The organism is Marinobacter sp. F4206, assembly GCF_019392195.1.
In the GTDB taxonomy this organism is placed as follows: domain Bacteria; phylum Pseudomonadota; class Gammaproteobacteria; order Pseudomonadales; family Oleiphilaceae; genus Marinobacter.
Window position 1 is genome coordinate 202,849 of record NZ_JAHXKI010000003.1, and the last position, 13,109, is coordinate 215,957.

General features: G+C 59.8%; 12 protein-coding genes. 9 read left to right on the plus strand and 3 right to left on the minus strand.

Annotated elements, in window-relative coordinates; genetic code table 11:
• Nucleotides 1-80 precede the first annotated feature (80 nt).
• Nucleotides 81-425: a pilin assembly protein gene (locus KZO34_RS14110; RefSeq protein WP_219477488.1), complete on the plus strand. Its 345-nt coding sequence runs from the start codon at nt 81-83 to the stop codon at nt 423-425.
• A 110-nt stretch (nt 426-535) separates the two neighbouring features.
• On the opposite strand, the gene KZO34_RS14115 is transcribed toward KZO34_RS14110, so the two are convergent.
• Nucleotides 536-769 carry a hypothetical protein gene (locus KZO34_RS14115; protein WP_219477489.1) on the minus strand — a complete coding sequence of 78 codons (234 nt, stop codon included), beginning with the start codon at nt 767-769 and terminating at the stop codon, nt 536-538.
• A 104-nt stretch (nt 770-873) separates the two neighbouring features.
• Between KZO34_RS14115 and ppc the strand changes: the two genes are divergently transcribed.
• From ppc to KZO34_RS14145, 6 genes are all read left to right on the plus strand, one after another.
• Entirely contained in the window at nt 874-3,519 is a 2,646-nt protein-coding gene (gene ppc, locus KZO34_RS14120) for a phosphoenolpyruvate carboxylase (RefSeq protein WP_219477490.1), read from the plus strand.
• Nucleotides 3,520-3,581: 62 nt separating this feature from the next.
• Nucleotides 3,582-4,952, plus strand: a complete 1,371-nt coding sequence (locus tag KZO34_RS14125; protein ID WP_219477491.1) for an HDOD domain-containing protein — start codon at nt 3,582-3,584, stop codon at nt 4,950-4,952.
• Nucleotides 4,953-5,152: 200 nt separating this feature from the next.
• The gene (gene adk, locus KZO34_RS14130) at nt 5,153-5,806 is read left to right on the plus strand and encodes an adenylate kinase (protein WP_219477492.1); all 654 of its coding nucleotides are present in this window, start codon (nt 5,153-5,155) and stop codon (nt 5,804-5,806) included.
• Nucleotides 5,807-5,841: 35 nt separating this feature from the next.
• Nucleotides 5,842-6,540, plus strand: coding sequence for a tRNA (adenosine(37)-N6)-threonylcarbamoyltransferase complex dimerization subunit type 1 TsaB (tsaB, locus tag KZO34_RS14135; protein WP_219477493.1), 699 nt, complete (start codon nt 5,842-5,844; stop codon nt 6,538-6,540).
• A gap of 79 nt (nt 6,541-6,619) precedes the next feature.
• Nucleotides 6,620-6,982, plus strand: coding sequence for a UDP pyrophosphate phosphatase (locus KZO34_RS14140; RefSeq protein ID WP_219477494.1), 363 nt, complete (start codon nt 6,620-6,622; stop codon nt 6,980-6,982).
• Nucleotides 6,982-7,815: a class I SAM-dependent methyltransferase gene (locus tag KZO34_RS14145; RefSeq protein WP_219477495.1), complete on the plus strand. Its 834-nt coding sequence runs from the start codon at nt 6,982-6,984 to the stop codon at nt 7,813-7,815. Before KZO34_RS14140 ends, KZO34_RS14145 begins: the two co-directional genes overlap by 1 nt.
• A 6-nt stretch (nt 7,816-7,821) precedes the next feature.
• On the opposite strand, the gene plsB is transcribed toward KZO34_RS14145, so the two are convergent.
• Nucleotides 7,822-10,290: a glycerol-3-phosphate 1-O-acyltransferase PlsB gene (gene plsB / locus KZO34_RS14150; RefSeq protein WP_219477496.1), complete on the minus strand. Its 2,469-nt coding sequence runs from the start codon at nt 10,288-10,290 to the stop codon at nt 7,822-7,824.
• 141 nt (nt 10,291-10,431) lie between these two features.
• Here plsB and nudC point away from each other — a divergent pair, with 141 nt between their 5' ends.
• Together nudC and murI are read left to right on the plus strand one after the other, a co-directional pair.
• A complete protein-coding gene (gene nudC, locus KZO34_RS14155) occupies nt 10,432-11,259 on the plus strand; it encodes an NAD(+) diphosphatase (protein ID WP_219477497.1) in 828 nt (275 codons plus the stop codon).
• Entirely contained in the window at nt 11,256-12,116 is an 861-nt protein-coding gene (gene murI, locus KZO34_RS14160; RefSeq protein WP_219477498.1) for a glutamate racemase, read from the plus strand. The genes nudC and murI overlap by 4 nt, the downstream gene beginning before the upstream one ends.
• Here murI and KZO34_RS14165 read toward each other — a convergent pair.
• A complete protein-coding gene (locus KZO34_RS14165; RefSeq protein ID WP_219477499.1) occupies nt 12,094-13,101 on the minus strand; it encodes a DUF2156 domain-containing protein in 1,008 nt (335 codons plus the stop codon). The genes murI and KZO34_RS14165 overlap by 23 nt on opposite strands.
• Between the last annotated feature and the right edge of the window lie 8 nt (nt 13,102-13,109).

The window sequence follows — 13,109 nt, forward strand, 5'->3', positions numbered from 1 at the left end:
GCTTCGTCTACACTTCGGGAAACGGTCGCACCGATTTCGTGCGCCGTGCGCCATCAATAAGATGCAGGAGTGAAGGCACCATGAAAATCAAGGATCTGGTCAATTACTGGGACAAGCATGCTCGCGGACGGTTGACCCGCGACGCCTACTTTATGGCGTTGTCCGACCAGCATCACAAGCGTCTGGAAAAACTGGCGGCGCTCTACCCCATGAAATCGCCGCAGGACCTTATGCGGGACCTGATTTCAGCGGCGCTGGATGAAATGGAAACCAGTTTTCCCTATGTTCAGGGTACCAAGGTGGTGGCCTATGATGAGGATGGTTTCGAACTCTATGAAGATCAGGGCCTGACCCCGAAGTTTGTGAGTCTGAGCCAGAAGCACATCCAGCGCCTCAAAGCCCGCCAACTGGAATCGGTGGCCTGACCCGCTGACAGGGCAACGCTTGCTCAGCCCTCGTTGAACGGAGTGGCGTTCGCCACTCCGGATCCATGCCTCTCGCTCTGTATTTTCTGCCCCGGTGCCTCTCCGGGTAATTACTTGTCCTTGCTTTCCAGTCTGTCCTTCAGCGGGCTTTGGCGAACCAGGTCGTCCAGGGCCGCGCCGATCATGTCATTGAGAATGTCGCTTTCACTGCGGTCCGGATAGAGTTCTGCGAGGGCAGCAATCCTGGCGGCATCTTCCAGCGGCAATCGCAGGTTGTAATCGTGGGTCCGCTCTACGGGTTCTTTTTGCTTTTCCCAATGCTTGGGTAAATCAGTCACTTTCATGGGTACTCCTTGCGGCCAGAGGCTTGAAACGCCAATAGACTTTCTCGACTATTCCTTAGTATCGTAAGTTTACTTTGCCTCCGTCAATTCAAAAGGACGTCAATGTGACTGAGCTACATCCCGATCTCCGAGAGAATGTACGTATGCTGGGGGACCTGCTGGGTCAGAGCATCCAGCGATACCCCGGGCAGGAGTGTTACGAACTGATTGAGGAGATCCGCGCGGCGGCCAAGGGCGACCGGTGTCAGGAGAGTGGTTCCGGGCAACGCCTGGTCAGCCTGCTGGGCAAACTGAGCGATGACGAACTGCTGCCGGTGACCCGGGCGTTCAACCAGTTTCTCAACCTCGTCAACCTGGCCGAACAGTACCACGGTATCCGGCGTAAGCGGGGGCATCAGTCGGACCTGATGGTGGAGTCCCTGAGTGAGGTTTTCGAACGCCTGAAATCAGGCGGCGTCAGTCCGGATGAACTCCACGAACGAGTGGCAAACCTGCGCATTGAGTTCGTGCTGACGGCGCACCCGACGGAGGTTGCGCGCCGGACTCTGATTATGAAGTACGACGAGATGTCCGAGTGTCTGTCGCAACTGGATCACGATGATCTGATGGCGGCCGAGCGTGAGGAAGTGGTCGAGCGGCTCTCCCGCCTCGTGACCGAGGCCTGGCATACCGACGAGATTCGCCATGAGCGGCCAACGGCGGTGGACGAGGCCAAGTGGGGCTTTGCGGTTATAGAGAACAGTCTGTGGCAGGCTCTGCCGCGTTTTCTGAGCAGCCTTGATGCCGCCCTGTCCGAATCGACAGGACGGGGGTTGCCGCTGCAGGCATCCCCCATCCGTATTGCGTCATGGATGGGCGGGGACCGGGACGGGAATCCCAACGTGACCCATCAGGTTACCCGGAAGGTTTTCCTGCTCGGTCGATGGATGGCGGCTGACCTTTATTTGCGGGATATCCAGGCACTGCGTGCCGAGCTGTCCATGTGGCGGGCCAATGACGAACTCCGGGAGCGCGTCGGCGATGCCCGGGAACCGTATCGGCAGGTGCTGGCGGAACTGCGCGAACGGCTGGTAAAAACCCGCGACTGGGCAGAGGCCGGTGTTAAAGGCGAGACAGCCGATGCCACCGATATCCTGTTCGAGAACGAAGATTTCACTGCCCCCCTGGAATTATGCTATCGCTCGCTGGTGGACTGCGGTCTGGAATCCATCGCCAATGGCCCACTGCTGGATACCATCCGTCGCGCCCACACCTTTGGTCTGCCGCTGATACGCCTCGACATCCGCCAGGAGGCATCCCGCCATGCCGAGGCGGTGGCCGAGATGGTAGATTATCTTGGCCTTGGCGATTACCTGTCCTGGTCGGAAGCCGACCGTCAGGCGTTTTTGGTAGAGGAGCTTCAGGGTCGGCGGCCATTGGTGCCCCGAAACTGGGAACCTTCAGAGCAGGTCCGTGAAGTGCTCGCAACCTGCGAAGTCGTGGCTCAGCAGACGCCGCAGGCACTGGGATCCTATGTGATCTCCATGGCGAGCAAGCCGTCGGACGTGCTCAGTGTCATCCTGCTGCTGCGGGAAGCGGGAATGAAGTATCCCATGCGCGTGGTTCCCCTGTTCGAGACTCTGGATGACCTTCAGGGCGCCCCCGACAGCATGGCGTCGCTCTATGAGGTGGACTGGTACCGTGAGTACTGCCAGGGGCGTCAGGAAGTGATGATCGGTTACTCCGATTCGTCCAAGGATGCCGGCCAGCTCATGGCCGCGTGGGCACAGTACCAGGCCCAGGAAAAACTCACCGAGGTTGCCAATCGGTACGGGGTACACCTGACGCTGTTCCATGGTCGCGGCGGCACCGTCGGTCGTGGTGGCGGCCCTGCCAATCGGGCGATCCTTTCCCAGCCACCAGGGTCGGTAAATGGAAGTTTCCGAATTACCGAGCAGGGTGAAATGATCCGCTTCAAGTTCGGTTTGCCGCATCTGGCGGTGCAGAGCCTGACCCTCTATACCACGGCGGTAATTGAGGCGACGCTGGCGCCGCCGCCAGCTCCCGAGCCGGAGTGGCGCGAAACCATGGACTGGCTGACCGAGCGGTCCCTGAAGGCCTACCGTGAGGTGGTCCGTGAGAACCCGGACTTTGTGCCTTATTTCCGTCAGGTCACACCCGAGCAGGCGTTGGGCAAGCTTGCTCTGGGCAGCCGGCCGGCCCGGCGCAAGGCGACGGGTGGCGTCGAAAGCCTGCGCGCCATTCCCTGGATTTTCGCCTGGACCCAGATGCGGCTGATGCTGCCCAGCTGGCTGGGCAGTGACGTGGCGCTGGAGGCGGCGGCCAGGGACAATCGACTGCCGGTGCTGCGCGAGATGATGAAGGGGTGGCCTTTCTTCCGGACCTACGTGGATATGCTGGAAATGGTGTTGGCCAAGTCCGACCTGCGAATTGCCAGCTACTACGAGCAGACCCTGCTGGACGACGATAAATTGCGGGCACTCGGCGAGGACCTCCGGGAGCGTCTGCAGCGTTGCATTCAGCGCCTGCTGGAGTTGAAAGAACAGACGGATCTGCTGGAAGGCGAGCCGGTCTTTGCCCACTCCATGCGAGTTCGTAATCCTTACACGGACCCTCTGCATTACCTGCAGGCCGAGCTGCTCCGGCGCAATCGTGAGAGCGAGGGCAAAGGCGAAGTCCCGGAACTGGTAGAGCGGGCTCTAAAGGTGACTATGGCAGGTATTGCTGCAGGCATGCGCAACACCGGTTAAGCTGGGCGCGACTAAACAGGGGCCCCGCGGCCGCCGAGAATAAAGAACAATAGGAGTAAGCTGTGGCTCTCGCTGCGCGACTGGAACGATTTCTGGCCCGGAAGGGCATACCCTACACCGATCTTCGGATCGACCAGGCGACCAATCTTGGTGCAGCGGTGATTGCCTCCGGGCAGCCACAGTCGGACTTCATTCAGGCTACTTTGCTGATCGACATCAGTGGTGCCGTGTTGGCCGTCCACAAATTCGACAGTTCGCTGGATCTCGATGCCGTCCGTCAGCTCACCGGTCGCAACCTGCAGCCGCTCACCGCCCGCCAGACCATGAGATTGTTCAGTGATTGTGATCCCGGCTTCATCCCACCCATTGGTGCGGCCTATGATCTGCAAGTCCTGGTGGACGAGGATGTGTCCCGGGCCGAGCGGGTTCTGCTTGCCGGCGGAACCGACCACGGGTTGCTGGAAATGGAGGGTCGTCACCTGAGGCTGGCCCTGGCCGGGAGCAGAGCTGGACACCTGGTGATCCGGGGGCAGGGCAATGGTGGTCGGACGGCGCTCACCCTGGACGAAGTCGCCGACAAACTCCAGCAGTTGTATCGGCTGCCGCCCATGCCGGCCCTTGCCCTGCGGATCCTGCGCCTGACAGCCAACACCGAGGCCACCGCCCGGGAGCTTGCGGAGCTGATCGAATTCGATCCCAGCCTGACCGCCCAGATCATGCGCTATGCCCGTTCAGCACTGTTCAACTATCCAGGCCAGATCAACTCGGTCCAGGAAGCGGTAACGCGGGTGCTCGGTTTCGATCGGGTAGCCCATATTGCCCTGGGGATCGCCTCGGTGCGGGCATTCGATGTGCCCCGCAAGGGTATGCTGGGCATGGACAGTTTCTGGCGCCATTCCCTGTATTGCGCCTTCCTGTGTCAGAGTCTGGCGCCCCATTGTGGCGTCGACAAAGGCCTGGCGTACCTGTGCGGTTTGCTGCACAACTTCGGGCTGTTGCTGGTGGGACATCTGTTTCCTGCGGAATTCGAGGAGCTGAACGCCCTGCGCGAGGCTAACCCGGAGGCCAGCATGCAGTCCCTTGAGCAGCAGGTATTCGGCCACTCCCAAAATGAACAGGTTCTCGCCGTCGGTCATGGCGCCATTGGTGGCATCCTGCACCGTCTCTGGCAACTGCCTGACCCGGTGATCAAGTCGGCCGGAATGCACCAGTATGCGGGCTATCACGGTGACCATGAACGCTATGTGCTGATGGTTCAGCTGGCCAATGCCCTGCTCAAGGCGCGTGGGATTGGCGATGAATTCAACCCCGACGACGTTCCCTCACTTCTTGAAGGGCTTGGGCTTTCTCCCGGTGTGGTGGACGCTCTCGAGCTTGAGATGGACCGTGTTGCCCCGGATCTGGACGCACTGGCCACATCCCTGTCATCCTGATTTCGCTGTCCGTTCCTGGCCCGAGATGCCCGTTCGCGGTGCATGATACGGAGGTCGACTTTCTCTGAGCAGGCTGACTTCGTATAATGCGCCTTCGCCGATTCCGGCTCACGTCGTCCGGTGTCGAGAGGTTGTCGCAAAGGCACAGGTTTTTGCCACAACTTTTCAAACGATAATGACTAAAACGGGAGCACAACGTTATGCGAATCATCATGTTAGGCGCGCCGGGCGCGGGCAAGGGGACGCAGGCCCAGTTCATCACTGAACGCTTCGATATCCCCCAGATTTCCACCGGTGACATGTTGCGTGCCGCGGTCAAGGCCGAATCCGAGCTTGGCAAACAGGTCAAGGAGGTTATGGCGACCGGCGGTCTGGTGTCTGATGACATCATCATCGCACTGATCGAGGAGCGTATTCAGCAGCCGGACTGCAAGAACGGCTTCCTGCTGGACGGTTTCCCACGCACCATCCCCCAGGCCGAAGCGCTGAAGGACCAGGGCATCGCAATTGATTTCGTGGTGGAGATTGCGGTGGATGATGAGGAAATTGTCAGCCGCCTCTCCGGCCGTCGTGTCCACGAGGGCAGTGGCCGTATCTATCACGTAAAATATGATCCGCCCAAGGTTGAGGGCAAGGACGACGAAACTGGCGAAACACTGGTCCAGCGTGAAGACGACAAGGAAGAGACCGTTCGCAAGCGCCTGAAGATCTACCACGATCAGACCGCACCGCTGGTGGGGTATTACCAGGACTGGGCCGACAAAGCACCGGATGCAGCGCCGAAGTACGTGCGCGTGGAAGGGGTTGGCAGCCTTGACAGCATTCGTGACCAGATTCTGTCCAAGCTTCAGTAAATCAACGATATCCTGACCCGAGGGTTTTCACGTCCGTGAAACTGCTGGCACTGGATACGTCATCGGAGGGCTGCTCGGCAGCCCTTCTTGTTGATGGCGAGATATCCGAACGTTTCGAGATTGCTCCGCGCGGCCACACCCGGCTGCTGATGCCAATGGTGCGGGAGCTGCTGGCTGAAAAGAGCCTGGTACCGGCGGACCTGGATGCGCTGGCCTTCGCCTGTGGCCCGGGTTCCTTCACCGGTCTTCGAATAGCGACGGGGGTGGTTCAGGGGCTGGCCTGGGGGCTGGATGTACCGGTGGTGCCGGTGTCCTCCCTCGCGACCGTTGCGCTCGGGGCGATGAACTCCATGGCGTTACAGGACGACGACGCGGTTGCCGTGGCGTTCGATGCCCGCATGGGGGAGGTTTACTGGGGTTGTTTTATTCGCCGCGACGGACTGCCGGAAGTGCAGGGCAACGAACGGGTTTGTCCGCCCTCTCTGGTTGCCCTCGAAGGTCGGTCCGAAAAATGGTTGGGAGCGGGTCAGGGCTGGCGCTTCCAGGACCAGATGCCGGCAGAGGTCGTTGCCCGGATGGCGTCTGTCGATGACACTCTGGTTCCGCGAGCGGCCTGGGTGGCCAGATTGGCGGAAACCGGATATCGCCAGGGCTTGGCGGTTCCTGCTGACCAGGCTCAGCCGGTGTATATCCGGGACGAGGTTGCCTGGAAAAAGCTGCCGGGTCGTGAGTAACGCAGGACGCTTTTAATCCCGGACGGATTCTTCCATAATTTCCTTTCCCTATTTGTCACTGAGCCAGCGGGATCCGGTCATGATCGGTGGTATCAATCCAGGAAACAACTACGGCTACCAGACCGGGAACAACAGCCCGGTCCGGGAACGGGGCGATGCTGCCAGTGCGCCGGCATCCTCCCCGGAGAAGTCCGCAGACGCTGCCCGCCGTGATCTCGCCGACGGTCGCTCGCTAACCACCATTGAGCGCGTACCCGATACCAGTCTGGAACGTCGGGTCGAGGCCCGGCGTGCCGCCGAAGATGCCCGTCTGGAGCGCTTTCGGGCTGACGAACTGCCATTGCCAACGGCCCGGGCCCTGTCTACCTTTGCGGTTGTTGCAGCCGCGGGGCAGGATTCCGGCGGCGACAGCTCGCTTGCCGGCATTGATATTCTGGTTTGATGACGGATTCCCCCTCCTTCACTTCTCCCGATCCTCAGCTCGCCCGGACATTGGCGGTCGGTCGCAGCCCGCTGGGTGATGCCGGACACGCTGCCGAGCTGAGCCAGTCCCTGGCCATTGAAAACCTCGGAGTTGTTCGCCCGAAGGATATTCGGACGTTCGCCATGGTCTTGTATCTGGACGAAAGCGGTCTGGGGCTGCAGGTGACGGGTAAAGGCGCACCGGGGCCGGTGCGCGCGGAATTTGTAACTGGAAAAATGGGCTATCGCCGAGAGCACGGCGGCGGAGCCGGCCAATTGGTCGCAAAAGCGGTGGGCTTGCAGAAAACCCATGCCGCCTTGCATGTGTTGGATGCCACCGCCGGCTTGGGCCAGGATGCATTCGTTCTCGCCAGTCTCGGGTGCAGGGTTACCCTGTTTGAGCGTAACCCGGTCATTCATGCCCTGTTGGCGGACGGTCTGGCTCGGGCGTCACTCAATGTCGACTGTGCGCCCATCGTTGCGCGTATGAGCCTGAAGGAAGGCAGCAGTCTCCCGTGGCTGGAGTCTGCGGGCCCGGAATCGGCTGATGTGATCTACCTTGATCCCATGTTCCCGCACCGTGACAAGTCGGCCCTGGTCAAGAAAGAAATGCAGGTGTTCCGAATGGTGGTCGGCGACGACGACGATTCCGAAGCGCTGCTGGAAGCAGCGCTTGGATGTGCGACTTACCGGGTGGTCGTAAAGCGGCCCCGCAAGGCCCCGGCCATTGCTGGCACCGAGCCGGCAACGCGAATCGAGGGCAAGAGCAGTCGCTATGACATCTATCCCGTCAAGGCGCTTCCTGCCCGGTAATGTCCATCAGGCCCCGAGCATTGTGACCTGTTGGATGGCCTGACGTTTTTCAACGCTAAGCACCAGACGCGCGTCTTCGGCGACGTCGTCCAGCCCCTCACCGTAGCAAATCAGTCCGTTGTCGTCGGTGGTAATGACACCGTTTTTCTGCAGATTGGCAATGAAATTCCGGAACAGGCTCTTGTCAAAGAACTCCGGTGCATTCAGGCCGAAGAGAATCGACATGCGCTCTGCCAGCATCGTGCTCTGTTCCTCAAGCTCGGCCGCGCTGAGTTTGCCCGAGCCGTATTTGCGCAGGATGCCCAGGGCAATGTGATAACGCTCAAGGGTCTGAATGATGAAGTGCGACAGCACCCTCAGCCGAAGCATGGCCTCCGTGCCTTCCTCGGGACGGCCGATGCGATCGTCGTCCAGCTTTTCCAGCAGCCCCTGGTCGATCAGCACATCGATCCAGCGATTGATGACCGACTCCACTTCGTCGGCCTGATGCCTGAGGAACAGCTCGGACTGAAGGTACGGATAGGCCACGCTGGCCAAAAACACGACTTTGTCGCGGCGCAGTGAATCCTTGTTCTCGAACAGGCTGGCGACCAGTGACGGCAACGCGAACAGGTGCTGTATGTTGTTGCGGTAATAGGTCATGAGGATGGCATTGCTGCCTTCCAGGGCGATGATGTCGCCCAGCTTTTGCGGCTGTCGAGTTACCAGCCCCATGTTTTCACAGTAGGCAACCCAGTCTTTGCCTGATCCCTCTGGAAGGGTAACCGTTTCGGCGTAGGGGTAGGCTTTGAGCAGGCCAGCGTACTGATCCATCAGGCGAATCAGCTGGCCTTCATCCATGGCCATGCGATCGGTCCCGAGGAGTACCGTAGCGGTCATCCCGATGGGGTTTACGGCAACGGAGGCGTTGATATTGGAGGCCACTCGCAGTGCCAGTTCATCCACTGCCCTGTTGAGCCAGGGTGGACGGTATTCCGAGTCGTAGGCTTCCTGGCGCCAGCTGTCGTGAACCTCGTCGAGAACATCGGCCAGCGGAATAGCTTCGCCAAAGTTGACGGCGACCCGACCGAATGAGTTGCTGAGCTTGCGAACGGTTTTGGCAAGCGCGAACACATTTTCCTTCTGCTTTTTCTTGCCCCGAAGCTCGCCCAGATAGGAGCGGCCTTCCATCACTTTCTCGTAGCCGATGTAGACCGGCACAAAGACGATTGGCTTGCGGTGATCGCGCAGGAAACTGCGAACGGTCATCGACAGCATGCCCGGCCTCGGCTGCAGCATACGTCCGGTGCGACTGCGTCCACCCTCGACGAAGTACTCCACCGAGTAGCCACGGGAAAACATCACGTGCATGTACTCGTTGAACACGGTGGCGTACAGCGGATTATCCTTGAAGCTCCGGCGCATGAAGAAGGCACCGCCCCGGCGCAGGATAGGGCCCACAACCGGCATGTTCAGGTTGATTCCCGCGGCAATGTGGGGGGGCATCAGACCATTCTTGTAGAGCACGTAGGACAGCAGCAGGTAATCGATGTGTGACCGGTGACAGGGGACATAGACCACCGCATTTTCCTGGGCCACCTCCTTAACCACGCGAATGTTGTTGATGGCGATACCGTTATAGATACGGTTCCAGAGCCAGGCCAGCACCACTTCCAGGAAGCGGATGGTAACGATGGACATGCTGGCGGCAATTTCGTCGGCATATTTCCAGGCCTTGGCGCGTACCTTTTCCGGTGGAATGTCGTCTTTCGCTGCGGTTTCGCGAATGGCTTCCTTGACGGCCTGGGTGCGCACCAGTCCACCCACCAAGGTGCGCCGATGAGACAGGTCCGGTCCGAGTACCGCCTGGCGAACGCGCCGGAAGTGGGTGCGCAGAATGCGCGCGAGTTTCCGTTTGGCGCGCTCCTCGGAGTGGCGGTATTCATCAATAACCTGTTTCAGTGACAGGGGCTGGTTAAACTGCACGTAGGTGTTGCGGCCGTGGACCATGATAATCAGCAGTTTCTGTAACCGGCCCGCCACCGACCAGGTGTCGGACAGCAGCAGTTTCACCAGCGATTTTTCTTTATCCGGCGAGCGGCCCCAGAACAGGGAAACCGGAACGATCTGGACGTCCTCGTCCGGATGCTCAAGACCGTATCGGATCAGTGCCTCGAATTCGGTAGTCAGCACCGGCGTCTGCCGCCGACGAAACAGGCCGCCTGTGCGGCGATACAGGAAAAAGAACGAGTGGGACGGCCCGTTTTTCACGGGCAGTGCATCGGTGGCGCCCGGCAGGCCGGCGCGTATGACCTCCTGCTCGAGGACCAAACGGTTGGACAGTGAGCTGTACTGGAGCACGTAGCAGACCGGCCTGTCCGGATCCAGACCCAGGGCTTCCAGGCTATTGCCGCTGACGTCCGTCCTGACCCACAGGAACAATATCTTGCGGAGAATGGTCAGGATCAGGCTGCGAATGCCCTGGTAAAGTCGCATAAAGTGTTGCTCCGGTGAATCAGACAGGGGCCAAGTTTACTTGGTTGAGTACGGTGCGGAAAGCCACTGATCTTACTGGACCTGTCACGCAGTGTGGTACATTTCAGCTTGGCCCATTCATCACGCAGGTGTGAACAGACGATGGCGATCTCGAACGCAGACTGGACTCCGGGCTGGACCACGACCCCGCCGCAGGCAGGAGACCGGCTGCTGGCTATTTCAGGTTCAAACATCCTCAAGCCGGACGACGGCTGGCTCCTTTCCTGGGAAGCCGTCGGGCACTCCGACGCCATCGGCGAGGCCGTGTCGCTTGGCTCCGTGGACGGCAAGCGTGTCTATGTCACGGAACTGGAGGACGATGCCGGATCCGGGCTTGACCCCGTGGCGCTCAGAGATGCCCTGTTAATGATGGAGGAGGCCCCCGCAGAACTGTTGAGCACCGGATTTCAGGTCTGGCAATGGTGGCGTGACCACCGGTATTGCGGCCGTTGTGGACTGGAAACCGGGTTTCACCCTCAGGAACGGGCAAAATGGTGCGATCCCTGCGGCATTCCCTGGTACCCGAGACTCGCGCCGTGCGTGATAGTCGTTATTCGACGGGATGACCGGCTGCTGCTTGCGAGGTCAACCCGGGCCCGGCATCACTTTTACAGTCTGATTGCCGGCTTCGTCGAGCCCGGTGAAAGCCTGGAAGGCGCTGTCGCCCGAGAGGTGAAAGAGGAAACTGGCCTCGACATAACCAACGTCCGGTATCAATCGTCCCAGCCCTGGCCGTTTCCACACCAGCTGATGGTGGGTTTTTTCGCCGACTATGCCGGTGGGGATCTTGTCCTTCAGGAGGATGAGTTGGCGGATGCTGACTGGTATTTGCCCGGGGACACCCCGCCGGTGCCGCCACAAACCACCATTGCCGGTCGCCTGATCCGGGCCATGGAGAGCGAGATTTCCCGTGGAGGAATAGCCCTTTGAAGACGGATTCTGTCCCCAGGGTTCTGGTGTTTGATTCCGGAGTTGGCGGCCTGAGCATAGCCGCCAGTGTCGTCCGGCACTTGCCGGGAACGGAACTGGTCTACCTTGCCGATAATGCCGGGTTTCCTTACGGCGACCAGCCCGAGTCGGTGGTCATCGAGCGGTGTTGTCGATTGACGGGCGAGGCTCTGGCCCAGTACCCGTGCGACATCATCATCGTGGCCTGTAATACGGCCAGCACCGTGGTTCTGCCCCACCTCCGTGCCATAACGTCGACACCGGTGGTCGGCGTGGTGCCTGCGATCAAGCCGGCCGCGGCCAGAACCCGGAATGGTCGCATTGGTCTGCTCGCAACTCCGGCCACGGTGCGCCGACCCTACCTGGATAATCTGGTCGACGAATTTGCCGGACACTGCCAGGTTGAACGTATCGGCCATCCTGATCTGGTGCGCTGGGTGGAAGAGTCGGTGAGCGGTGTGGACGTGCCCCGCCGTGAGCTTTCCGAAGCGGTCGCCGGTTTTCACGAGGCGGGCGTGGACACGGTGGTATTGGGATGCACCCATTATCCGTTGTTACTGGAAGCGCTTCGGGACGTCCTGCCCGGAGTGGCGTTCTGGGTGGATTCCGGAGAAGCCATTGCTCGGCGGGTTGCCTTTTTGCTGGGCGAGCTGGGTAAGGCTGGTGATGCGGTCCCGGAGGCGGTTCCTGGCGAGTCGCCGGTGCGGGCCGCACTGTTTTCCGGTCCGGCACCCGAGGGCTTGGCCGGCTTCATGACCAACCTGGGGCTGCGTCCACGGACGGTAATTGCCCACTGGCCGGTTCAGGCCAAGCCAGTTACAACAGTCGCGTCAGTTTGAACATGGCCAGAAACTCAAGGGCAGGAATGGCCCGCTTGTGGCAGCAGTAGGTTTTGAAGCTGTCGCCCCTGAAGCGTGACTTGGTGAATTCCAGGCCTTTGAAGTTATAGAGGAAATTCCCCTTCTCGTAGACCAGGTGCAGAAGTCGTTTCAGCGACCGGCTTTCCTGATGCTCGGTGGCGGCATCCAGTGACAGCGGAATCAGGCCAAGATCAAGGTAGGGGACGCCCTCGGCCTTGAATACGTCCATGGCATGAGCCATCAGGGTATAAAAAATGCCTTGACGGAAATCGGCATTGGCCCGGGAGATGTTCGGCACGTAGCTGATGATCTCATTGTTGCGGTAGATCGGGTCGAAATAGATAAAGCCTACGGCCCTGTCACCCTCATAGGCGTAGAAGTGACGTTCATTCTCCCGGTATTCCATCTCCATCGGGCGAATCAGGAAACGGATCTCGTTGCTCTTGCACTTCCGGGTCCGGATCCAGGCCTCCGAAATTTCCCGGGTATGGTCATCGCTGAACCGCTCCTTGACCGTGATGTTATTTTTCTCAGCCTGGTTCAGGGCGGTGCGAAGGATCTGTTTTTTCTTGCCGGTCAGGGACCACTTGCGCAGATCAATGCGGGATTCGCTGCCGAACTGGGTGCCATAGAGACCGAATCGAAGGTGCATGAAATCCACCACCGGTTTGGATACCTGGATGTAGCTGGCGTTCGGGAAGCGGTTGTGAAAATGTTCGAGAATGACCGCAAAATTCTCCGGGGCACAGACCGGATCAGATAACACGAAGGTTCCCCCCCACTTGCGCATGTAGGCAAGATAGCCAACCCCGGGCACGTCGAAATACTGCATGCCCGGCTGCAGGGTTGAGAAGGACTGGGAATGGGTTCCGTACTTTTTCAGGTAACCAACCCGTTCCGTGAAGGAAAACGAGTTGCCTGCCAGTTCACGGAGTCCGTCCAGTGCAAGAATCTGATCCGACATGTCTCTGC

What these genes read in the sequence shown, in the direction of transcription:
- KZO34_RS14165 (WP_219477499.1), bottom strand. Translation starts at nt 13,101, where the DNA reads ATGTCGGATCAGATTCTTGCACTGGACGGACTCCGTGAACTGGCAGGC.
- KZO34_RS14145 (WP_219477495.1), top strand. Translation starts at nt 6,982, where the DNA reads ATGACGGATTCCCCCTCCTTCACTTCTCCCGATCCTCAGCTCGCCCGG.
- KZO34_RS14115 (WP_219477489.1), bottom strand. Translation starts at nt 769, where the DNA reads ATGAAAGTGACTGATTTACCCAAGCATTGGGAAAAGCAAAAAGAACCC.
- adk (WP_219477492.1), top strand. Translation starts at nt 5,153, where the DNA reads ATGCGAATCATCATGTTAGGCGCGCCGGGCGCGGGCAAGGGGACGCAG.
- nudC (WP_219477497.1), top strand. Translation starts at nt 10,432, where the DNA reads ATGGCGATCTCGAACGCAGACTGGACTCCGGGCTGGACCACGACCCCG.
- plsB (WP_219477496.1), bottom strand. Translation starts at nt 10,290, where the DNA reads ATGCGACTTTACCAGGGCATTCGCAGCCTGATCCTGACCATTCTCCGC.
- KZO34_RS14110 (WP_219477488.1), top strand. Translation starts at nt 81, where the DNA reads ATGAAAATCAAGGATCTGGTCAATTACTGGGACAAGCATGCTCGCGGA.
- KZO34_RS14140 (WP_219477494.1), top strand. Translation starts at nt 6,620, where the DNA reads ATGATCGGTGGTATCAATCCAGGAAACAACTACGGCTACCAGACCGGG.